A 19,213-nucleotide genomic window follows, 5' to 3' on the forward strand; every position below is an offset into this window, starting at 1 on the left:
GTGGCCGGGTGCGCTCCCGGCGATCGCCACCGGCAGGGCAGCTCCACCGCGATGACCGTCGGCCCGCCGCGCGGGCTGCTCACCGTCACCGTTCCATCGAGCGCGGCGACACGGCGGCGTATCCCGAGCAGCCCGAGGCCACGTTCGGCGCCATGCCCGGGGCCACGCCCCGGACCACCCGTCTCCCCGGCGCCGGGCCCGTCCGCGCCGGGCCCGCCGGTGGCGGCCTCGGCGCCGCCACGTCCCTCGTCACGCACCGAGACACACAACCCGCTCGGGGTACGGGCCAGCCGGACCTCGGCCCGGTCGGAACCGCTGTGCCCGGCCACGTTCGCCAGCGCCTCCGCCACGACGAAGTACGCGGCCGCTTCCACCGCCGCCGGTGCCCGCGCCCCGTCCTCCAGACCGTCCGCCCGCACGGTGACATCGAGCCCGCTGCTCGCCGCGAGCGCCCGTACCGCCCCGGCCGGACCACGGTCGGTGAGGACCGGCGGATGCATGCCGCGCACCACATGGCGCAGCTCCGCCAGCGCCTCGTCGGCCAGGTCCTGCGCGTCGTCCAGCATCCTGCGCGCCGCCGTAGGATCCCGGTCGTACGCCCGCTTGGCCAGCCCGATCCGCAGGGAGAGGGAGACCAGCCGCACCTGGGCGCCGTCGTGCAACTCCCGCTCGATACGCCGTAGTTCGGCGCCGTGTGCGGCGACGGCACCCGCCCGAGTCTCCACCAGTTCCTCCACCCGCCGGGCCAGCCGGGCCGTGGCCCGCGCCGCGTGCCGCATTCGCCTACCCATACCGACGAGGCTAGAAGACCGGCCGGGCCCACGCGGGAGAGCGGGCCGCCCCTTCGGGGGTGGAGCCCGCTACACCCCCGTGCCCCCGGCCCGGGACTCACCGGCATGGGCGCGTCAGGGTGCGGGTACGGGCCGGGGGAGTCATGGTGGAGGAACCGGTCCGCCCAGAAAGGCACCCGATGACGGATCTTCAGGAAGTGGACCGCATCGCCGCGGCCGACCACCACTTGGCGGTCGTGTCGACGACGCGCGCCGACGGCTCGGTCCAGGCATCCGTGGTCAACGCCGGGATCGTCGGCCATCCGGCCTCCGGTGACCAGGTGGTCGCCTTCGTCACCTACGGCCCCGCCAAACTCGCCCATCTGCGGGCGCGTCCGCGGGCCACCGTGGTCTTCCGCGCCGGATGGAACTGGGCCGCGGTCGAGGGCCGCACCGAGATCGCGGGGCCCGACGACCCGTTCCCCGGGATCGACCCGGAGCGTCTGCGGCTGCTGCTGCGCGAGATCTTCACCGCCGCGGGCGGCAGCCACGACGACTGGGCGGCCTACGACCGTGTGATGGCCGAGCAGCGCCGCGCCGCGGTCTTCGTCCACCCCGAACGCGTCTACGGCAACTGACCCCCGTGGCGGCGCCGGGGCTACGGGACGGCCCCGGCGCCACCACGCGGTGGCTGATGCGGCCCGGTAGCCACCGTCACCCGGTGTGACACCGCACCATCGCCGGGTTGTGACACCGGCGGCGTCAGAAACGGACGTGGCCGTCCCCGCCGACCCTCGTCGCGGGCGCCAGCTCCCGGGAGACCTCTTCGACCTGCCGCAGGATCCGCCGCGCCGTGGAGGCCGAGGGAATCACCGGCTCGCCGTCGGCGGTGAGCTCGACCGGATGGAGGCGCAGCCGGGGCGGGCCGTCCCCCAGGGCCACCTCGAACACCGCGCTCTCGAACCACGGCCGGTCGAACATCCGCTCCTTGTAGCGGGTGGGCGGGCGCCGGTCGGCGGGAGCCACCTCCTCGCAGGGATGGAACAGGAAGTTCCCGGTCGAGTAGAGGATGAGGCCGTCCCCGTACCGCTCGACCGGATGGAGGCAGTGCGGATGGTGTCCGATCACCAGATCCGCCCCGGCGTCGACAAGACGACGCCCCAGCGGCCTCTGGTACTCGGCCAACGGCCCCTGGTTGCTGGGCAGATAGCACCAGGGCACACCCCAGTGCACCGCCACCACCACCGTGGCGGCCAGCTCCTTGGCCCGCCGGACCGCCTCCTCGGCCCGCACCACATCGGCCTCCCGCGCCGTGGTGCGGACATACGGCACGGTCCCGGGCTGCTCCTCGATCAGCACACCGTCGAACTCATAAGTCTGCTCGACCCGCACCGGCGCGATCCCGGGCCGGTGCGAGGTGGCGTTGAAGCCCGGCGGCAGGGCACAGCACAGGCTCAGAAAGGCCACCTCGGCGCGGCCCCGGCCGGAGACCCTGACGGCGCGCAACGCCTCGTCGAGGTTCTCCCCGGCCCCGGCGTGGGCGACACCGACCTCGTCCAGAGCCGCCCTGGTGCCGCGCAGACCGTCGATGCCGTAGTCGAGTGCGTGGTTGGTGGCCACCGAACAGGCGTCGAAGCCGAGCCGGGCCAGCTCGGGGGCCATGTCGCTGCCCACACGGAAGGCGACCGGCTTCTCGGCCGGGTACCCGGTGTCGGTCAGCGGGACCTCGAGATTGCCGATCGTCAGATCGGCGTCCCGCAGCAGCGGCAGCGCCGAGGTACCGGCGGAGAGGTCCCCGTCGAGGGCCACGGCCGGCCTCCGGGCGACCACCACGTCCCCCACGGCGATCAGCTTCATATGCCACTCCTCCCACTCGGGACGGTCCGCGACGGGATCAGGCTACGCGGGAGGCCGGGAGCCGTCGGCCGGGGTATCCGCCGGGCCGGTCAGCCGTCCGCGCGGAGGATCATGCAGGTGGTGGTCGCGTGGGCGATCAACTTCCCTTGTTCGTCCAGCACCTTGCCCTCGGCGGTGGCGGTGCGGCGACCGGCGTGGAGGACGGTGCCTTCGGCGCTGAGGGTCTGCCCGTCGGTGCGGGCGGCGCGGATGTAGTTCACCTTGAGCTCCAAGGTGGTGTAGCCCACACCGGCCGGGAGAGTGGTGTGAACGGCGCAGCCCATGGCCGAGTCGAGCAGGGTGGCGGCGATGCCGCCGTGCACGGTGCCGAGGGGGTTGGCGAAGTCGGGGCGGGTGTCGAGGGAGACGACGACGCGTCCGGGGTCGACCTCGTCGAAGCGCATACCGAGCAGCCGGCCGATGGTGGGTACGTCGGTGGGACCCTCGGACTGCACCCATCGGATGAGGTCGAGGCCGGAGAGGGTGGTGGGGTCGGTGATGGTCACAGGCGTTCCTTGCGGTCGTGGTGGCCCGCGCCGTTCGGGATGGGTACGGCGCGGGAGCCGGTGGGGCTGTCGTCCAAGAGGGCTGTCGTCCAACAGGGGTGTCAGCCGAGGGGTTTGGGTTTGTCAGCCGAGGGGGTTGTCCTTCGCACGCAGGGCGGCCAGTACGGGGGCGTACATCCGGGCCTTGATGGTGCCGAGGGTGTCACCGGCCTTGCCCGCCTGCGCCGCCGCGAGCTCGACGGCGGTCGACCGGACGGAGCCCTCCGCCACCGCGTGGTCGACGATCCCGGCGGTCAGCGCGTCATGGCCGCCGTAACGACGAGCGGTGACCATGGCCTCGTGGGCGGTTCGCGGGCCGAGCCGACCCTGGATGAGCGCGGACATGCCCGGGGTGAAGGGGATGTTGATGTCCGCCTCGGGCAGACACCAGAAGCCACGGTCGGCGCGCATCACCCGGATGTCATGGGCCAGGGAGAACATCGCGCCCGCCGCGAAGGTGTGCCCCTGCAGCGCGGCCACGGTCACGAGCGGCAGCGACAGCATCCGGGCCAGGAGTCCATGGACGGAGGTGACATAGTCCTGGTGCTGGTCGGCGTGTGCCAACAGCCACTCCAGGTCCAGGCCGTTGGAGTAGAACTTGCCGGTGGCGGCCGTCACCAGGGCGCGCGCCCCCTCGGCCTTCTCCACCTCGTCCAGTGCCCTGTTTACGGCGGCGAGCCAGTCGGGGTGGAAACGGTTCTCGTCGTCCCCGAGGTCGAGCACGAAGACGTTGTCCTGGCGGTCCAGCGTGGGCATGGCTGCTCCTTCACACAGGGCTGAGTCGGCCGACGGGTCCGCGCGCCACACATCCGGCGGCCCGCGGAACACGGCGGTGGTTCACCGCGGCTTGACGGCGGTTGATTCACCGTGGCCTCACGGTGGTGGCGTGTCGCGGTCGCGGGCACGATCCGCCGATGAGCCGGCGGTACGCAGAGCGTGGGCCAGAAGGTCGTGGATCTCGGCGGCGGCGGCCTCCAGCGGGGCGGTGCTCCGCTCGGCCCGGCACATGATGACGGCGCCCTCCACCGCGGCGATGATGAACGCGGCCAGCCGCCTTCCCCGCTCCTCCGGCAGACCGTGCCGGACGAACAGGGCGGCCAGCGCCTCCTGCCAGCGGGTGAACGCCGCGGCCGCGGAGCGGGCGAGCTGCGGGGCGTCGTCGTTGGTCTCGACGGCCACCGCCACGACGGGGCAGCCGGTCCGGAAGTCGTTTTCGACGAGCCGTCCGCGCCACAGCGTGAAGAACGCGTCGACCGCCACCGCCGGGTCATCGGCCCGCACACCGGTCTCGATCAGCCCGGCGATGAAGTCACCGGCGAGCGCCACCGCCTCATCGATCAACTGCGCCCGCCCGCCCGGGAAGTGGTGGTAGACCGAGCCACGCGGGGCCCCGCTGTGCGCGAGCACCCGGTCGATGCTCGTGGCGCTCGCACCGTACTCACGCAGCAGCGCCGCGGCGCTCAGCACCATCCGCTCACGGCTGTCGCTCTTGCGCCGGACCATGCGACCCACCACCTCCCTTACGTGTGGGTAACTTATGCTCCATGACATAGAACATGCAAGAGCCGTCGGCGAAGACGCCCGGCCACCGGCCGTTGTCCGAGGGCGTCGTCAGGGTGGTCCTCACACCCTGTGCCGATCAGTGGAGAAGGATCATGTTCGAAGAGCGGCTCGCGCAGTTCTCCCGGGACCGTCTGGACGGCCGCCCCGTCCCCGATGACGTGCGCGTCATGCTGGTGGCGCAGTGGGAGGCCCGCACCGACTTCAGTGCCCTTCTCGGCATGACGTTCCTGGAACGGTAAGGGCTGGATCGGCTACTGGGTGCACCCCGATGAGCCCACGGACCGTCCCTGGCCCCTCGTCGAGCTGGACACCGAGTTCTCGTACTGGGGCATGATGGGCAGCATCCTGGCCGAGGCGTGCGCCGCCGATCAGGTGCGCTACGAACCCGACCGGCGGATCGCGTTCTCGCGTCTCGCCGACCGGCTCGCCGAGCTCGGCCTGCCGCTCGGCGTGCGGGACTACGACGCTGTCCGCGACGGCGAGTTCACGGTGGATCCGGACGAGCTCACCGAGGAACTCATCGACGCCGAGCGGGTGAAACGGGGCCTCGCCTGAGCCCCGGAGCCGATCGCCCGGGGGCGAGCGTGCTCACACCGCATCGACCAGCTCCCGGGTGAGGTGGTGCAGGCGCAGTGCCGCTTCTCGGCCGAACGCATGGCCTTTGAGCGGCACTTGGCGGGTGGCGCGGTAGGCGCTGACGGGGGCGTCCGGCGGTTCGTCCAGCAGGCGTGCCATCGGGGCGACGGCCTTCGGCACGGAGGCCGCGAGCAGGGCGAAGGAAGCCTTGGTGACGGCACGCAGAGGCTGCGGGAGGTGGTGGGGCATGCCGGTTGACACCACGCCGGGGTTGTAGCCGATGTAGCGGATCGGCGTATCGGCGTGGAGGGCGGCGAAGGCCACGCCGAGCAGGTCGTTGGCGCGGAAGGACTGCAATGTGGCCCTGGTGCCGCTGTAGCGCCGCGCGAGTTGCAGATCGTCCCAGTGGATCCGGCCCAGGCGGACGCCGGGGGTGCCGACATTCATGATGACCGGCCGCTGCGAGGACTCCAGGGCATCGCGCAGGCCGTGGCTGAGGACGTATCGGCTCAGGTAGGCAAGAGCGAAGCTGTGCTCGAACCCCTCGCGGGTGACGGTGCGGGAGCCGAAGAGCCGGTACCGCTGAGCGCACAGGATGAGCTTGTCCACCGAGGAACAGGCGCTCTCGACCGTGGCGACGAGTTCTTTGGCCGCCGTGACCGAGGTCAGGTCGGCCTCCACGAAGACGGCGCGTCCAGCAGCCGAGATGGCCGCCGCTTCCGCCAGCAGCGCCTCTCCCTTCGTGGGGGTGCTGCCGACCGCGAGGACGCGCGCCCCTTGGCGCAGGTAGTGCAGGGCGAGCCCCTTGCCGAGCCCATCGGTTCCTCCGGTGATGACGACAGTCCGCATCCCTGACTCTCCTCCCCCTCGTCGTCGATCCGGATATGGCATATCCGCTTACGCGAGGACCATACCACGAACCGGATATGATGTATCCGCATCGCGGGCGTATCGGCGGGAGAGTCTCCATGGACAGGAAAAAGGCAGGCCAGGACCCTGCGGCAGCAGGGGCGCGGCCACTGAGACGGGACGCCGAACTCAACCGTCGGCGCATCCTCCAAGCCGGACGCGAGGTCTTCGCCGCCCGCGGACTTCAGGCCACGCTCAACGACGTCGCGCACCATGCCGGGCTCGGCGTCGGCACGGTCTACCGGAAGTTCCCCGACAAGCAGGCGCTCGCGGAGGCCGTCTTCGCGGAAGAGCTCAACGAGATCGCGGCGGCGGCACACAGAGCCCTGGCCGAGGACGACGCCTTCGGCGCCCTGGCCGACTTCCTGGAGGCGGCGCTGGAGCGGGCCGCGCACAACCGCGGACTGCGCGAGTTGATGCGCCACCCCACCTTCGAGGGCACGGGCCTCGCCCAGGCACGACGGGAGATCACCACCCACTGCGCGGGGCTTGTGGCCCGGGCCCGCGCCCAGGGCACACTGCGGGAGGGTGTCACCGAGGCCGATATCGCGCCGATCGCCGCGATGATCGACGCCGTCATGGCACTTCCCGGCGAACGCCCCTCCGCGTCGTGGCGACGCTATTTGGCGATCATCCTCGACGGGCTCCGCGCCCGTCCTGAACGCACACCGCTGCCCGCCCCCGGCGACGCCGTCTGACCTCGGCCCTCATCGCATGGCGGCCACATGGGGAACGGTCCCGCGGGACATCATGGTCCTGCGGTTCCAGAGATGAGCAGGGTACTGGTTGGGCCACGCGGATGGGCTGATGCTTCTTCCCGCAGGCCAGTCCGTGGTTGCCCGGGAGGCCGGGGGAACATCCGTTGTTCCGTCTTCATCCCGCTTGCCGCGGTGGCCTGACCGTTATGAAGCGCATCTCTCGGAGGCGATCATGTCGAAACACCTTGTCTTCCGCCTGGCGGTGACCACCGCGGGCGCGGTGATCGGACTCACCGCGGTCTCGTCGACAGCCGAAGCGGCCGCACCGCCCCTCTCGCACCCGCGGATCGTTGCCCACTTCGACCGCCCGGCCGGGCAGGTGGCGGAGAGCGTCATCGTGCGGCCGGACGGGTCCGCGGATGTCGGCCTCATCCTGTCGCGGCAGGTGGCTCACGCCACGCTTGGCGGGCGTGTTGAGGTATTGGCAACCATGCCTCTCCCCGCGGACGGGGGCGTGAACACCCCCGGCACCGGGTTCGCTGCCGTGACGGGGGTCGAACGAACTGGAGATGGAACCGTCTACTTCCTCTACTCGGCGGGAGACGAACACCTCACCGGTCTATGGGAACTGCGCCCGGGGGGCAAGCCGGAACGCGTCGCGGCCCTGCCGGCCGCGAGCTTCCTCAACGGACTGGCCAGGGACGGCCGTACGGGGAACTTCTACATCACCGACTCCACTCAGGGCCGAATATGGCGGGTCGGATCGCACGGCGGAACCGCTGAGCTCTGGGCCGGGGGAGAGGACCTTGCCCCGGTTCACTTCTTCGGCGCCAACGGCGTGAAGGTGCACAACGGAGCCGTATGGGTCTCCAATATCGATCGGGGAACGATCCTTCGTATACCGCTGACAGGCAAGGGAACGGCTGGTCCACATCAGATCAAGGCATCCGGACTCGACAGCGTCGATGACTTCGCCTTTACCGGTCGCGGCGATCAGCTGCTGGCCGCACTCAATGTCCCGAGTAAGGTGGTCCTCATTACCCCGGGCAAGGCTGACCGTATCGTCCTCGATGAGAGCGATGGCCTGCAGAACACCACATCGGTGGCGGCCGACGGGGATACGGTCTATGTCGCCAGCGGTGCGCTCACCACGGGCGGGGATGCGAATCTCCTGACGGCCCGCCTCGGACACCTCGACTGAGGCGGCGGCAGGTTCGCCCAGCGGATCAGTCGTCCGATTTATCCCAGGAATGGCAGTACCACGCTATCGACCGCGGGGTCGGTCACAATGGGAACATGAGTCGTCCAGAGAACTCGCTGGGTAACACGCTGCGTGCATGGCGTGCCCGGATCACGACTGAAGACGTTGGGCTGCCGGCCACCCGGCGGCGGCGCACCGCTGGCTTGCGCCGCGAAGAACTCGCTCTTCTGGCCGGAATATCCACGGACTACCTGCTGCGTCTTGAACAGGGCCGGGCCCTGCGCCCATCTCGGGACGTCGTGGCCTCGCTCGCCCGCGCGCTGCAGCTGAGTACGAATGAAACCTGCCACTTGCACCTGGTGGCCGGACTTCTTCCGCCGACGCCCAAAAACGTCCCGCATCAGATGCCGCCCGGTGTGCGACGGCTCGTCAGCCGCTGGGGGAACATTCCGGTGGGAGTGTTCTCCGCCTCATGGACCTTGCTGACATGGACATCCATGTGGGCGGCCTTGCTGGGTGACCCGTCCCTTCGGCCGCCGGAAGAACGAAATCTGGTACGCGCGGTGTTCAAGGAGCCGCCGGGCACGGGCCATCCGCTCTTTCCCATGGAGCAGAGCATCACCGAATTCAAAGCCGCTCTCGTCGCAGATCTTCGGATCACGTACGGAGCGTATCCTCATGACGAGGAATTGAGAGTTCTGATCGGTGAGGCCATGAGCAACAGCGAAGAGTTCCGGGGCATGTGGCGTACCCCGGCGCTCGGCTCGCGCCTGGGTGGCCACAAACGCCTGCAGCATCCTCTGGTAGGGGAGATAAGCCTCGACAACGATGTACTGAAGGTGCCCGACCACGATGTGAGGATCGTGACCTATACGGCAGAGCCGGGTACCTCGGATGAGGAAAAACTGGAGTACTTGCGAGTCGCCGCTATCCGGACCGCGCTGCCGCTGTCGTCCGGCTGAGCCGGGCGGGTCGTCAACGGGGGAGGAGCGGGCACGTCGCGCGCCGGGTGTGCTCCTACGGCACCCGCGCTGTCCACTCTTCGTTGCTGTATTTCACGAGAGCGAGTTCTTCGGCGCGTGCCATCTCCTCGTCGGTGACATGCCCCTGAGCGAGGCCGTAGCGGGCGCGGAAGGAGGCCAGCATGCGGTCGATGATCTCGGCTCTGGGCAGGCCGGTCTGACGGCGTAGCGGGTCGACGCGCTTCCTGGCGCTTTCGGTGCCCTTGTCGGACAGCTTCTCCTTGCCGATGCGCAGCACGTCGAGCATCTTGTCGGCGTCGATGTCGTACGCCATCGTCACGTGGTGCAGTACCGCGCCGTCACCACTGGCAAGGCGCTTCTGCGCGGCACCGGCGATCTTGCCTTCCGCGGAGGCGATGTCATTGAGGGGCTGGTACCAGGCCTTGATGCCCATGTCGGCGAGCGCGGTCAGAACCCAGTCGTCGAGGTAGGCGTAGGAATCGGCGAACGACAGGCCGGAGACGAGGGAAGCCGGCACCGAAAGGGAGTAGGTGATGGTGTTCTCGGCCTCCACGAACATGGCTCCGCCACCGGAGACGCGCCGCACTACCGTGACTCCGTGGCGAGCCGCGCCCGCAGGATCCACTTCGTTGCGGAGTGACTGGAAGCTGCCGATGATGACCGCCGGGCGGCCCCACTCCCACACCCGAAGCGTGGGTGGCCGCCGTCCGTCGGCGACCTCGTCGGTCAGCACCTCGTCCAGGGCCATGTGCAGCGCCGGGTCCTGCGGCCCGTCGTGGATCAGCTGCCAGTCGTAGTCCGTCCAGTCGGTGGCACGGGCCAGCGCCCGCCGCACCGCGATGCCCACGGCCTCGGGGGAGAAGCCGAACATCACGGTGTCGGCCGGCAGCCCCGCCCTGACGCGGGCGGCGAGCGCCTGTGCGTCGGCGTCGGCGGGCGCGCCCTCCAGGGCCCGGTCGATGGCGTGCAGTGCCTCGTCCGGTTCCAGGAAGAAGTCGCCCGCCACCCGCACCCCGCGCAGCGCGCCGTCGTGGACCTCCAGATCCACGACGACCAGCTTGCCGCCCGGCACCTTGTATTCACCGTGCATGTCCCGCACCGCCTCCTGTTTCCGCCCCGGCGCTCCCGATCATTATCCCGCGCCAATGGCCGGATCCCGCGCAGTGACCGGCTTCGGGCCATAGCGCGGGGGATGGGGCGGGGTCAGGCTCCGGTGGTCGAGCCCGGGCGGACGATCATAAGGATGGTCACCGTCGCCCACAGCAGGTTGAACACGCCCGTGAACATGGCCAGTTGGGCGGTGTCGGACCGTTCCAGGGCCTTGCTCGCACCGAGGCTGTCGATGAGTTCGCCCTGGCGGGGCAGGACGAAGGCGACCAGGACTCCGGCGGCCGCGGCTGTCAGGCCGATGGAGGCGGTGAGCCAGCCGCTGTCGAGGACGCCCATCACGGCCGCCGTGGCGAAGCCGAAGACGGGCACGGCCAGGCCCATCGTGGCGTAGACACGGCAGATGCGGTGCAGCAGCCGGACCGTGCCCAGGTCCGCCGAGCTCTCGGCGGCGGCAGCGTGGGCGCTGCGGGCCGCGGGCGGGAACATGCTGGCGGCGACGGTGACGGGGCCGATCGCGACAATGGCGGCGAGGACGTGCAGGGAGAGAAGGATCTTGGTCATCGGGTGGCGTCCGGCTCCCTTGCGAACGTGACAGGCACCGGCGTCTCCTTCCTGGCGTGGGGCGGGTGGTGCCCGCCCCACGCTAGGGAGCCGGGAGAAGATCGCCCAGGGGCTCGAACGACAGAAACCAACGGCTTCTCGCCATGCCGGGCCCGGGGGCGACCTCTCATCCCTCGACGTACTGCGCCACTCCGTGTCCGAACGACCAGTCGGCCGACTCGTTCTCGGTCAGGGTGATGAACACGTTCCGCGGCTCGGTCCCCGCGTACTCCTCGGCGAGTTCGGCGATCCGCCGGTACAGCGCCCGCTTCTGTGCCGGTGTGCGCCCCGAGCGCATCGTGAGGGCGACGTAGACGATGCCGTCGTCGCGCGGCACACCGAGGTAGTCGTCGTAGCGCAGCATGCCGCTGGTGCCGTCATGGCTGGCCAGGACCTGGAACCGGTCGTTGGGCGGGAAGCCGATGGTTTCCACCAGCGCGTCGTGCACGGCGCGGCCGAGCGCGTCGAGCCGGTCGGCGTCGGCCCGCAGTGCGTCAATGCGGACGAAGGGCATGTCGGGGCTCTCTTTCGGGCAAGGGGCGAAGGTCGCGGGCTCAGCGGACATGGGCGGTGAGCAGGCCGAGCGCCCCGTCCATCGCCCGGGCGTACACCTCGGCCGAGTCGGCGGCGCGGGCCAGCACATAGCCGCCCTGCAACACCGCGACCAGCGCGGTGGCCGTGGCCACCGGATCGAGCCCGGTGGCGAGCTCGCCGCTCGCCCGGCCCTCCGCCAGCAGCCCGGCCAGCCGGTCGGTGAGCCAGCCGAAGGTCTCCTCGACCGGTCGGCGCAGCTCCGGATCCGCCATCACATCGGGGTCCTGGGTGAGGCGGCCGACCGGACACCCCTTCAGCGCGTCCCGCTCCCGCCGCAGATAGGCGGTGATCCGCTCGACCACGGTGCCGGGACCGCCGAATTCGGCCTCCGCCCTGCCCCTCAGCTCCTCAACGCTGCGCCTGATCGCGGCGAGTGCCAGGTCGGGCTTGCCGCGGAAGTGGTGGTACATGCTGCCCTGGCCGGCTCCGGAGCGCTCCTGGATCGCCTTCGGGCTCGTGCCCACGTAGCCGCGCTCCCAGAGCAGCTCACGGGTGCTTGCGATGAGTCGTTCCCGGGTGTCCATGGATACGACCCTACATACTAGTAGGTACAAAAGGAAACGCGCGGACGGCCCCTCGGTGAGAGGATCGGCCCGTACTGCGCGAGCCGGTTCGGACGGTGGAAGGTGACGATGTACGCGATATCCCTGGGCGAGGACGGCGCGGAGCTGCGCCCGCTGGAGCCGTGGCAGGCCGAGGAGTTCCTCGCCCATATGGACCGCGGGCGGGAGTTCATCGGGCGGCATATCGCGCTGGCGGACGCCGCCGCCGACCTGGAGTCGGCCCGCGCTTTCCTCCAGGGGTACGCGGACAAGGCGGCGGCCGACACCGGGCGGATCCACGGCATCTGGACGGACGGGAAGCTGGTCGGCGGGGTCCTCTTCCGCACGATGGACGTCAAACAGCGCACCGCGGAGGCGGGTTGCTGGCTGGAGCCGTCGGCGGTGGGCAAGGGGCTGGTGACCCGCGCCACGCGCGTGATCATCGACTGGGCCGTCGAGGAGCGGGGCATCCAGCGCGTGGAGTGGTGGGCGGCGGCCGCGAACGAGGCCAGCATCGCCGTGGCCCGGCGGCTGGGGATGACCAAGGACGGTGTGCTGCGGGAGGGCCGTCTGCACCGGGGCAAGCGGCATGACATGGAGATCTGGTCGGTGCTCGCACCGGAGTGGCGGGCGGCCCGGCGGCCCGCCTGATGGGAACCTGGACCGACGCCTTCGTCGCGCCCGCCAGGCCGGACCCGCTTCCGCCGGAGTCCTTCGGCCGTCTCGTGGTGGACCTGGCCCGGGAGCGCGTGGTCCGTACGCCGTGGTGGCTCCTGGCGGGCAGGCTCTGTGCCAACGCGAGCCTCAACTGGGTCAGCGTCAGCGGACGGGCGCGCTATGACCGGCCCGCCCCGGGGACGTCGCTGCGCACCGAGCGGCATCCCCTGTGGCAGGAGGACGACGACCCGCCGCCCTGGGGCGATTCCCACGAGGAGGCCAGGCTGCTCGCCACCGGTGAGTCGATACGCCACGTCCTCCCGGCCATCCGGGCGGCTCCCTACGGCCGGGAGGACATCGCGGTCGTCTTTCCCTGTCTGGACTTCCGCCACCGCGGCGTCTCCGACTTCCTGATCCGCGAGGACCACCGCACCATGCTGGTGTGCTTCGCCCTCGCCCGCCCGCAGATCCGCCCGCTCGCCACGGATGACACGGCGGAGGCGGGCGGGGAGGTGCACCCGGTGCGGACCTGTGTGGTCCACACCTACAAACTCGCCCGCCGGACCGGCCCGGCCTCGGCCATCACCGCCGTCGCCGCCCGCCACTTCGGCCCCGACCTGGTCACCGGCAGAACCTGGGGCTGACGGCCGTGCCCGGCGTGGTCAGTGGCGTCGGGCCACGGTGATGATCTCCGGACTGGTGTCCGTCAGCGGCCCGCGGTCCCAGTCCCCGTACCGCTCCGCCACGGCCAGCCCCGCCTCGTCCAGGAACCCCGCGAGCGCGTCCTGGCCGAGGAACCGCAGGGTGCTGCGGCTCAGCATGGGCCGCTCCCAGCCCGGGCCGCTGTAGGTGTGCGTGGCCGCGACGAGATCGCCCCGCACCGGCCTCTCCACCTCGCACACACAGCGCACCACGGCCCCGGTGGCGTCCACCACCTCGCCCGAGTACCGCACGTCCCAGTCCTCCCACTCACGCACCAGCGGATTGCGGGTCTCGAAGACGAAGCGGCCATCGTCGGTCAGCGCCGTGGCGATCGCGGCCAGCGCACCGCGCAACTCCTCGTCTCCGAGCAGCGTCTGGAAGGCGTGGCCGGTCATCACGACCAGTTCGAACTCACGGTGCCACCGCGGCGCCGACGCCAGGTCGCCGAGCACCCACTCCACATCCGGGCACTCCCGAGCCACCTCCAGCATCCCCATCGCGGGGTCCAGCCCGCACAGCCGCCCCTCGTGCCCGTCCTCCCGCGCCCCGCGCAACAGCGCGCCCGTGCCGCATCCCACGTCCAGGACGGAACGGGCGGACATCACCAGGGGCAGATAGAACCCGAAGTCCCCGCGCTCGTCCCAGGGGCAGAACAGGTCGTACAGCGCGGCCAGCCGGCGATCGGAGAACTGCGTGTCCACCATGGCCGTCACAGTGCCCTCGGACCAGCGGGCGCGCAAGGCACGGCCCCGGCCGATGGTGCCGTGGACCAGCCGTCATACGATCGAAAGGGGCCTTTGTCGTCTCCGGGAGCCTTGGGAGCCTTCGATGTCCGACCCGACGCCTGACTCGTCCGAGCCTCCGGCGCCTGACTCGTCCGAGCCTCCGGCGCCTCACTCGGCCGAACCTCCGGCGCCTGACCCGGCCGAGCCGCTGCCTGATCCGTCCCCTCCGGCGCCCAACCCGTCCGGTCCGGGCCCCGGATCGCTCGACCGGCGGCTGGCGGCCATCGCGCGCCATCCGTTCCGCGCGAAGTTCCATCTGCGCGGTCGCGATCTTGCCACGGCCGAGCTGCGCGGACCGTCGACGTTGCGGTGGCACGCCTGCGACCTGATCGCCAAGCGGCTGGCCCCCGCCGAGCCGTACAAGGACGGCAAGCAGACGCCCTATCGCGGCCACCCCGTGTTCGTCGCCCAGCACGCGACCGCCACCTGCTGCCGCACCTGTCTTCAGCGTTGGCACGAGATCCCCAAGGGGCGGGAGCTGAGTCGCGCGGAGCGGGCCTATGTGGTCGATGTGATCTGCCGTTGGATCGAGCGCGAGGTGGCGGGGGCGCGGACCAGGCCGGGCCCATGAGGTTTTTTGCCATCGACGGAGCCGGACGGTAAACCTCTCCGGGTCCGATCGCGTCTAGATCGACAACGGACGCACAGCATCGGCGGCCCTGACGGGGTCGGTTTCCCGGCTCCTATACACGCCGTGTATACATAGGGTGCATACACCCCGTGTATGCACCCTATGTATAGAGGTGTGCGCTCCTGGGAAAAACAGACGGAAAGGCATCCATGTACGGCAAGGCATTCGCCCCTGAGTACCAGGGCTCTCTCACCACCCTGTCCGTGAACTCGTCCCTGGTCGAGGTGTTGGCGGCGGGCACCGAGCAGTTGCGGGCGGCCGAGCGGGGCGGCTCCCCGGGCGAGGCGGCCCGCGCGGGGCTCGCGGTCGCCGAGGCGCACCGGAGGCTGGGGCAGGTGGGCGAGGCCGACCGCGAGTGGAAGGCCAGCTACCGTGCGGCCCGTGCCGCGGGGGACCTCGGCGCGATGGCATGGGCGCTGTGGAGCGGAGGCACCCTCGCCCGGCAGCGGGGCGCGCTGGCGCTGGCGTGGCGGCTGCTCGGCCTCGCGGCCGACCTCGGCGAGCGCGGCGGGGACATCGTCGTCCGTGGCTACTCACTGGCCGGGATGGCGGAGACCGGCCGCATCCAGGGCGACTACGACGCCGTGGGCGCGCTGCACGAGCGACTCCTCGCCGAGGCACGGAAGCGCGGCGAGGCACGCCACACCGTGTGGGCGCTCGAGGGCATCGCCCAGATGCACCGCAACACCGGGTCGTACGACTCGGCCTACGCGATGTTCGAGGAGGCCGCGGAGATAGCCGCGAAGGCCGAGGACCGGCGCGGACACGCATGGGCGCTGCGGGGCATGGCCGACATCGTCTCCGTACGCGACGGGGACGTGGAGCGCGCGCTGGAGCTGCTCTCCGAGGCCGAGCTGACCTGCCGCGAGATGAACCTGGTGAGCGCGCTGGCGTACAACCACAAGATGCGCGGCAATGTGCTCTACCGCGCGGGCCGTTACGAGGCGGCCCGCGCGATGTACCAGCAGGCGCTGGACGAGTTCCGCGACATGAGCGAGCCGCGCGGCGAGGGTCTCGCCCGGCTCGGGCTCATCAAGTCCCTGGCCCGGCTGGGCCGCGACCGTGCCGAAACCGCCGATGACCTGTCCGAACTGGCCGGTGTGCTGGAGCGGATCGGGCTGCGGCACGCCCGCCGGATGGTGGACCGGGCCCGCGAGGAGTTCGGCCTCACGGAGGCCCTGGAGGTGGCACTGTGACGACGACGTTCCCCGAGCTCCTCGGAGCGGACGAGACCACCGCCACCGCGGGCGAGATCCTCGGCCGCTGCCGGGAGTTGGTGCGCCCCGCGCTGGCCGACACGGTCGGTCGGCTGCACCCATGGGTGGCCGAGATGGCCGCGTACTCCTTCGGCTGGTGCGATGTGGGCGGTACGCCCGCCGAGGGATCGGGCGGCAAGGGGGTGCGGCAGGCCCTGGCCGTGCTGTGCGCGGAGGCGGCCGGGGCATCCGGTGAGGCGGCGGTCGCCGGGGCGGTGGCGGTGGAGCTGGTGCACACCTTCTCGCTGCTGCACGACGACATCATGGACGGCGACCAGACCCGCCGCACCCGCCCCACCGTGTGGAAGGCGTACGGGACCGGCCCGGCGGTGCTCGCCGGTGACGCCCTGTTCGCGCTGGCAGTGGAGGCACTGGCCGGCGTGGACGGCGCCGGAGCCGCGGCCGCGGTGCGGCAGCTGAGCGCGGCGCTGGGCGACCTCGTCCGCGGCCAGGCGGACGACCTGCTCTTCGAGTCGCGCCCCTGGACGGGACCCGAGGCGGTGGGGCCGGAGGAGTACCGCACGATGGCCGAGCACAAGACCGGCGCGCTGCTCGGCTGCGCCGCCGCCCTGGGTGCCGCGCTCGCCGGGGCGCCGGAGCCCACCGTGGCCGCCCTGGACCGGGCCGGACGGCACATGGGCGTGGCGTTCCAGGTGGTGGACGATCTGCTGGGCATCTGGGGCGATCCCGCGGTCACCGGTAAACCCGTCCACCGCGATCTGCGGCAGCGCAAGAAGACCTTCCCCGTGCTCGCCGCGCTGAGCGCCCGCGGCCCCGGCGCCCCGGCCGCCGAGCGGCTGGCCACGCTGCTGGAGGAGTCCTCGGAGACCCCGGACGACGTCACCACGCGCCGGGCGGCCGCCCTGATCGAGCAGGCCGGTGGCCGCTCCGCGGCCCTGGAGGAGGCCGACCGCCACATCGCGGCCGTGGAGACGTGCCTGGAGAGCCTGTCGCTCGCGCCCCGGGCGAGCGCGGAACTGCGCACCCTGCTGGGCTTCCTCGTACGGCGTGACATCTGATCCGCGGCGGGCCTGCCGCCGCGTGGTCAGCGGCGGTCGCGCACCGCGTCCAGCCGGTCGCGGACCCACAGCTCCACATCGCCCACATGCCGGCTGGCCGCGGTGAACGCGGCCAGGCTGTCATGGGCGCGGAGCGCGGTGTAGATGTCCATGTGCTGCTGGTGGGTCCAGGACAGCACATCGGACTTGACCAGGGCGCGCCAGATGCGGGCCCGGGCGGTGCGCTGGGTGACCGAGTCGGCCAGCGAGGCCAGGGTGCGGTTGCCGGACGCGGCGACGATGTCGGCGTGGAAGGCGATGTCCTCGCGGACCAGCTCCTCCGGGTCGTGCAGACCGCGCATCCGCTCGATCCGCTCCTGGAGCCGGTCGAGAGTGGCCTCGTCCACGCGGGTCGCGGCCAGCGCGGTGGCGCCCGGCTCCAGGACCTTGCGGCATTCCAGCATCTCGTTCAGACCGGTGTCCTGGGCCAGGTCCAGGAAGCTGCCGAGGGCGCGCAGCAGCCGGTCGGGGCGCAGATCGGTGACGAAGGTGCCGTCCCCGCGGCGTACGTCCAGGACCCCGGCCATCGCCAGGGCGCGGACCGCCTCCCGCAGCGACGGGCGGGAGAGTTCGAGCTCGCTCGCCAGCACCGCCTCCGGCGGCAGACGGTGGCCCGGCGTGAACTCACCGCTCTCGATGCGATTGCGCAACCGGCCGATGGCTATGTCGACGACACTGCTCCCGGCGGCGGGGACACCGTCGCCGCCGGGGCCGGAGCGGTCTGGATTGGTGGACATGGCGACCAGGATGCCACTCAGCCGCGGTGGCTCCAGACCGGTCCGTCGGGGTAGCGGTACGCCTCCAGGGTCTCCCGCCGGATGCGGGCGCTGAAGCCGGGTGCCTCGGGGACGAGATAGCGCGAGCCACGGATGCGGACCGGGTCGTGGAAGTGTTCGTGGAGATGGTCGACGTACTCGATGACACGGTCGTCCATGGAGCCGCTGACGGCCACGTAGTCGAAGATCGACAAATGCTGGACCAGCTCGCACAGGCCGACCCCGCCGGCGTGCGGACACACCGGCACGTCGTACGCCGCGGCCAGCAGCAGAACGGCCACCGCCTCGTTCACACCGGCCAGGCGGCAGGCGTCGATCTGGCAGACGCCGATCGCGTCGGCCGCGAGGAACTGCTTGAACATCACCGCGTTGTGGGCGTGTTCGCCGGTGGCCACCCGGGTCGGGCCGATCCGCCGGGCGATGGCCGCGTGTCCGAGGATGTCGTCGGGGCTGGTGGGCTCCTCGAACCACCAGACGTCGAACTCCCGGAGCGCCTCGGCCCAGGAGACCGCCTCCGCCACGCCCAGGGTCTGATTGGCGTCGATCATCAGCCGGCGGTCGGGTCCGATGACACCGCGGGCGATACGGCAGCGCCGGATGTCGTCCTCCAGATCGGCGCCCACCTTCAGCTTCACCGAGTCCCAGCCCTGGTCGACGGCCTCCTGGCAGAGCCGGGCCAGCTTGGCGTCGTCGTATCCGAGCCAGCCCGCGCTGGTGGTGTACGCGGGATATCCGTGCTCGCGGACGTACGTCTCGCGCTCGGCGCGGCCCCCGGCACGGGATTCGAGCATCTTCAGGGCGGCATCGGGGGTGAGCGCGTCCTTGAGGTAGCGCCAGTCCACCAGGTCGACCACCTGCTGGGGCGAGAGGTCGGCGAGGAGCTTCCACACGGGTTTGCCCGCCCGCCGGGCGGCGAGGTCCCAGGCCGCGTTGATGACGGCGGCGCTGCCCAGGTGGATGGCGCCCTTGTCCGGGCCGAGCCAGCGCAGTTGGCTGTCGCCCAGCAAGTGGCGTGAGAAGGCGCCCAGATCGCCGGTGATCTCCGCCACGGACAGGCCGATGGCCCGCTCCCCGATGGCGCGCGCCGCCCGCACCGCCAGGTCGTTGCCACGGCCGATGGTGAAGGTGAAGCCATGGCCCTCCAGGGGTTCGGCGCCGGGCGCGGACTCCGGCGCGCCCTGGCCGGAGGGGGCGTCATCGGCGGTCTTGAGCACCACGTACGCCGCCGAGTAGTCCGGCGCCTCGTTCATGGCGTCGGAGCCGTCGAGGTGCTGGGAGGTCGGGAAGCGGACATCGATGGTCTCGACGTCGACGACACGAAGGGTCATGGCACGCGCTCCTGTGGGCAAAAGGGCGAGGGA

The 19,213-nt window shown here is 71.2% G+C and carries 23 protein-coding genes and 1 pseudogene; 11 read left to right on the top strand and 13 right to left on the bottom strand.

Features of this window, described 5'->3' with window-relative positions; translation table 11 throughout:
* Positions 1-26: 26 nt before the first annotated feature.
* Positions 27-755, bottom strand: a pseudogene (locus LIV37_RS46240) (sensor histidine kinase); the annotation flags it as partial.
* A gap of 215 nt (positions 756-970) precedes the next feature.
* On the opposite strand from LIV37_RS46240, the gene LIV37_RS46245 reads away from it, so the two are divergent.
* A complete protein-coding gene (locus LIV37_RS46245) occupies positions 971-1,408 on the top strand; it encodes a TIGR03618 family F420-dependent PPOX class oxidoreductase (RefSeq protein WP_020873979.1) in 438 nt (145 codons plus the stop codon).
* A 124-nt stretch (positions 1,409-1,532) separates the two neighbouring features.
* On the opposite strand, the gene LIV37_RS46250 is transcribed toward LIV37_RS46245, so the two are convergent.
* The 4 genes from LIV37_RS46250 to LIV37_RS46265 form a co-directional block, all read right to left on the bottom strand.
* The gene (locus LIV37_RS46250) at positions 1,533-2,627 is read right to left on the bottom strand and encodes a CapA family protein (RefSeq protein ID WP_020873980.1); all 1,095 of its coding nucleotides are present in this window, start codon (positions 2,625-2,627) and stop codon (positions 1,533-1,535) included.
* An 89-nt stretch (positions 2,628-2,716) separates the two neighbouring features.
* A complete protein-coding gene (locus tag LIV37_RS46255; RefSeq protein ID WP_020873981.1) occupies positions 2,717-3,172 on the bottom strand; it encodes a PaaI family thioesterase in 456 nt (151 codons plus the stop codon).
* Between the two features lie 123 nt (positions 3,173-3,295).
* A complete protein-coding gene (locus LIV37_RS46260; protein WP_020873982.1) occupies positions 3,296-3,967 on the bottom strand; it encodes an enoyl-CoA hydratase-related protein in 672 nt (223 codons plus the stop codon).
* Between the two features lie 117 nt (positions 3,968-4,084).
* Entirely contained in the window at positions 4,085-4,714 is a 630-nt protein-coding gene (locus LIV37_RS46265) for a TetR/AcrR family transcriptional regulator (RefSeq protein ID WP_020873983.1), read from the bottom strand.
* A gap of 152 nt (positions 4,715-4,866) precedes the next feature.
* Here LIV37_RS46265 and LIV37_RS46270 point away from each other — a divergent pair, with 152 nt between their 5' ends.
* Both LIV37_RS46270 and LIV37_RS46275 read left to right on the top strand, forming a co-directional pair.
* Positions 4,867-5,013 (top strand): hypothetical protein, encoded by a 147-nt coding sequence (locus LIV37_RS46270; RefSeq protein ID WP_243146532.1) that lies wholly within the window; start codon positions 4,867-4,869, stop codon positions 5,011-5,013.
* Between the two features lie 19 nt (positions 5,014-5,032).
* Positions 5,033-5,329 (top strand): hypothetical protein, encoded by a 297-nt coding sequence (locus LIV37_RS46275; protein ID WP_020873985.1) that lies wholly within the window; start codon positions 5,033-5,035, stop codon positions 5,327-5,329.
* Positions 5,330-5,362: 33 nt separating this feature from the next.
* Here the strand turns inward: LIV37_RS46275 and LIV37_RS46280 are convergent, their stop codons facing one another.
* Positions 5,363-6,199, bottom strand: coding sequence for an SDR family NAD(P)-dependent oxidoreductase (locus LIV37_RS46280; protein WP_020873986.1), 837 nt, complete (start codon positions 6,197-6,199; stop codon positions 5,363-5,365).
* Positions 6,200-6,318: 119 nt separating this feature from the next.
* On the opposite strand from LIV37_RS46280, the gene LIV37_RS46285 reads away from it, so the two are divergent.
* The 3 genes from LIV37_RS46285 to LIV37_RS46295 all read left to right on the top strand — a co-directional run bounded on the left by LIV37_RS46285 (position 6,319) and on the right by LIV37_RS46295 (position 9,120).
* A complete protein-coding gene (locus LIV37_RS46285) occupies positions 6,319-6,957 on the top strand; it encodes a TetR/AcrR family transcriptional regulator (RefSeq protein ID WP_020873987.1) in 639 nt (212 codons plus the stop codon).
* A gap of 109 nt (positions 6,958-7,066) precedes the next feature.
* A complete protein-coding gene (locus LIV37_RS46290; protein WP_243146531.1) occupies positions 7,067-8,158 on the top strand; it encodes an SMP-30/gluconolactonase/LRE family protein in 1,092 nt (363 codons plus the stop codon).
* A gap of 95 nt (positions 8,159-8,253) precedes the next feature.
* Positions 8,254-9,120 (top strand): helix-turn-helix domain-containing protein, encoded by an 867-nt coding sequence (locus LIV37_RS46295; protein WP_121826572.1) that lies wholly within the window; start codon positions 8,254-8,256, stop codon positions 9,118-9,120.
* A 55-nt stretch (positions 9,121-9,175) separates the two neighbouring features.
* Here LIV37_RS46295 and LIV37_RS46300 read toward each other — a convergent pair whose 3' ends face one another.
* The 4 genes from LIV37_RS46300 to LIV37_RS46315 all read right to left on the bottom strand — a co-directional run bounded on the left by LIV37_RS46300 (position 9,176) and on the right by LIV37_RS46315 (position 11,969).
* Complete coding sequence (locus LIV37_RS46300; protein ID WP_020873991.1) at positions 9,176-10,231, bottom strand: lipoate-protein ligase LplAB; 1,056 nt, start codon at positions 10,229-10,231, stop codon at positions 9,176-9,178.
* 113 nt (positions 10,232-10,344) lie between these two features.
* On the bottom strand, positions 10,345-10,812 hold the full coding sequence (locus LIV37_RS46305) for a DUF2269 family protein (RefSeq protein ID WP_020873992.1): 468 nt from the start codon (positions 10,810-10,812) through the stop codon (positions 10,345-10,347).
* A gap of 166 nt (positions 10,813-10,978) precedes the next feature.
* On the bottom strand, positions 10,979-11,365 hold the full coding sequence (locus tag LIV37_RS46310) for a tautomerase family protein (protein ID WP_020873993.1): 387 nt from the start codon (positions 11,363-11,365) through the stop codon (positions 10,979-10,981).
* A 40-nt stretch (positions 11,366-11,405) separates the two neighbouring features.
* Positions 11,406-11,969 carry a TetR/AcrR family transcriptional regulator gene (locus LIV37_RS46315; RefSeq protein ID WP_020873994.1) on the bottom strand — a complete coding sequence of 188 codons (564 nt, stop codon included), beginning with the start codon at positions 11,967-11,969 and terminating at the stop codon, positions 11,406-11,408.
* A 108-nt stretch (positions 11,970-12,077) separates the two neighbouring features.
* On the opposite strand from LIV37_RS46315, the gene LIV37_RS46320 reads away from it, so the two are divergent.
* Together LIV37_RS46320 and LIV37_RS46325 are read left to right on the top strand one after the other, a co-directional pair.
* A complete protein-coding gene (locus tag LIV37_RS46320; RefSeq protein WP_020873995.1) occupies positions 12,078-12,638 on the top strand; it encodes a GNAT family N-acetyltransferase in 561 nt (186 codons plus the stop codon).
* Positions 12,638-13,288: a hypothetical protein gene (locus tag LIV37_RS46325; RefSeq protein WP_148717925.1), complete on the top strand. Its 651-nt coding sequence runs from the start codon at positions 12,638-12,640 to the stop codon at positions 13,286-13,288. The genes LIV37_RS46320 and LIV37_RS46325 overlap by 1 nt, the downstream gene beginning before the upstream one ends.
* Before the next feature lie 18 nt (positions 13,289-13,306).
* Here the strand turns inward: LIV37_RS46325 and LIV37_RS46330 are convergent, their stop codons facing one another.
* Positions 13,307-14,050, bottom strand: a complete 744-nt coding sequence (locus tag LIV37_RS46330; protein WP_020873997.1) for a class I SAM-dependent methyltransferase — start codon at positions 14,048-14,050, stop codon at positions 13,307-13,309.
* Positions 14,051-14,174: 124 nt separating this feature from the next.
* On the opposite strand from LIV37_RS46330, the gene LIV37_RS46335 reads away from it, so the two are divergent.
* From LIV37_RS46335 to LIV37_RS46345, 3 genes are all read left to right on the top strand, one after another.
* Positions 14,175-14,702 carry a DUF4186 domain-containing protein gene (locus LIV37_RS46335; RefSeq protein WP_020873998.1) on the top strand — a complete coding sequence of 176 codons (528 nt, stop codon included), beginning with the start codon at positions 14,175-14,177 and terminating at the stop codon, positions 14,700-14,702.
* Positions 14,703-14,911: 209 nt separating this feature from the next.
* A complete protein-coding gene (locus LIV37_RS46340) occupies positions 14,912-15,958 on the top strand; it encodes a tetratricopeptide repeat protein (RefSeq protein ID WP_020873999.1) in 1,047 nt (348 codons plus the stop codon).
* The gene (locus LIV37_RS46345; protein WP_020874000.1) at positions 15,955-17,037 is read left to right on the top strand and encodes a polyprenyl synthetase family protein; all 1,083 of its coding nucleotides are present in this window, start codon (positions 15,955-15,957) and stop codon (positions 17,035-17,037) included. Before LIV37_RS46340 ends, LIV37_RS46345 begins: the two co-directional genes overlap by 4 nt.
* Before the next feature lie 26 nt (positions 17,038-17,063).
* Here LIV37_RS46345 and LIV37_RS46350 read toward each other — a convergent pair whose 3' ends face one another.
* Both LIV37_RS46350 and LIV37_RS46355 read right to left on the bottom strand, forming a co-directional pair.
* Positions 17,064-17,813: a FadR/GntR family transcriptional regulator gene (locus LIV37_RS46350; RefSeq protein WP_020874001.1), complete on the bottom strand. Its 750-nt coding sequence runs from the start codon at positions 17,811-17,813 to the stop codon at positions 17,064-17,066.
* 17 nt (positions 17,814-17,830) lie between these two features.
* On the bottom strand, positions 17,831-19,180 hold the full coding sequence (locus LIV37_RS46355) for an enolase C-terminal domain-like protein (protein WP_020874002.1): 1,350 nt from the start codon (positions 19,178-19,180) through the stop codon (positions 17,831-17,833).
* Positions 19,181-19,213 lie beyond the last annotated feature (33 nt).

Source organism: Streptomyces rapamycinicus NRRL 5491 (assembly GCF_024298965.1).
Taxonomy (GTDB): Bacteria; Actinomycetota; Actinomycetes; order Streptomycetales; family Streptomycetaceae; genus Streptomyces; species Streptomyces rapamycinicus.

Bases quoted from the DNA above. Each gene is read 5' to 3' on its own strand.
- LIV37_RS46310 (WP_020873993.1), bottom strand. From the start codon at position 11,365: ATGCCCTTCGTCCGCATTGACGCACTGCGGGCCGACGCCGACCGGCTC.
- LIV37_RS46355 (WP_020874002.1), bottom strand. From the start codon at position 19,180: ATGACCCTTCGTGTCGTCGACGTCGAGACCATCGATGTCCGCTTCCCG.
- LIV37_RS46325 (WP_148717925.1), top strand. From the start codon at position 12,638: ATGGGAACCTGGACCGACGCCTTCGTCGCGCCCGCCAGGCCGGACCCG.
- LIV37_RS46280 (WP_020873986.1), bottom strand. From the start codon at position 6,199: ATGCGGACTGTCGTCATCACCGGAGGAACCGATGGGCTCGGCAAGGGG.
- LIV37_RS46260 (WP_020873982.1), bottom strand. From the start codon at position 3,967: ATGCCCACGCTGGACCGCCAGGACAACGTCTTCGTGCTCGACCTCGGG.
- LIV37_RS46315 (WP_020873994.1), bottom strand. From the start codon at position 11,969: ATGGACACCCGGGAACGACTCATCGCAAGCACCCGTGAGCTGCTCTGG.
- LIV37_RS46250 (WP_020873980.1), bottom strand. From the start codon at position 2,627: ATGAAGCTGATCGCCGTGGGGGACGTGGTGGTCGCCCGGAGGCCGGCC.
- LIV37_RS46320 (WP_020873995.1), top strand. From the start codon at position 12,078: ATGTACGCGATATCCCTGGGCGAGGACGGCGCGGAGCTGCGCCCGCTG.
- LIV37_RS46245 (WP_020873979.1), top strand. From the start codon at position 971: ATGACGGATCTTCAGGAAGTGGACCGCATCGCCGCGGCCGACCACCAC.
- LIV37_RS46295 (WP_121826572.1), top strand. From the start codon at position 8,254: ATGAGTCGTCCAGAGAACTCGCTGGGTAACACGCTGCGTGCATGGCGT.
- LIV37_RS46285 (WP_020873987.1), top strand. From the start codon at position 6,319: ATGGACAGGAAAAAGGCAGGCCAGGACCCTGCGGCAGCAGGGGCGCGG.
- LIV37_RS46350 (WP_020874001.1), bottom strand. From the start codon at position 17,813: ATGTCCACCAATCCAGACCGCTCCGGCCCCGGCGGCGACGGTGTCCCC.
- LIV37_RS46305 (WP_020873992.1), bottom strand. From the start codon at position 10,812: ATGACCAAGATCCTTCTCTCCCTGCACGTCCTCGCCGCCATTGTCGCG.
- LIV37_RS46335 (WP_020873998.1), top strand. From the start codon at position 14,175: ATGTCCGACCCGACGCCTGACTCGTCCGAGCCTCCGGCGCCTGACTCG.
- LIV37_RS46340 (WP_020873999.1), top strand. From the start codon at position 14,912: ATGTACGGCAAGGCATTCGCCCCTGAGTACCAGGGCTCTCTCACCACC.
- LIV37_RS46270 (WP_243146532.1), top strand. From the start codon at position 4,867: ATGTTCGAAGAGCGGCTCGCGCAGTTCTCCCGGGACCGTCTGGACGGC.
- LIV37_RS46330 (WP_020873997.1), bottom strand. From the start codon at position 14,050: ATGGTGGACACGCAGTTCTCCGATCGCCGGCTGGCCGCGCTGTACGAC.
- LIV37_RS46290 (WP_243146531.1), top strand. From the start codon at position 7,067: ATGCTTCTTCCCGCAGGCCAGTCCGTGGTTGCCCGGGAGGCCGGGGGA.
- LIV37_RS46265 (WP_020873983.1), bottom strand. From the start codon at position 4,714: ATGGTCCGGCGCAAGAGCGACAGCCGTGAGCGGATGGTGCTGAGCGCC.
- LIV37_RS46300 (WP_020873991.1), bottom strand. From the start codon at position 10,231: ATGCACGGTGAATACAAGGTGCCGGGCGGCAAGCTGGTCGTCGTGGAT.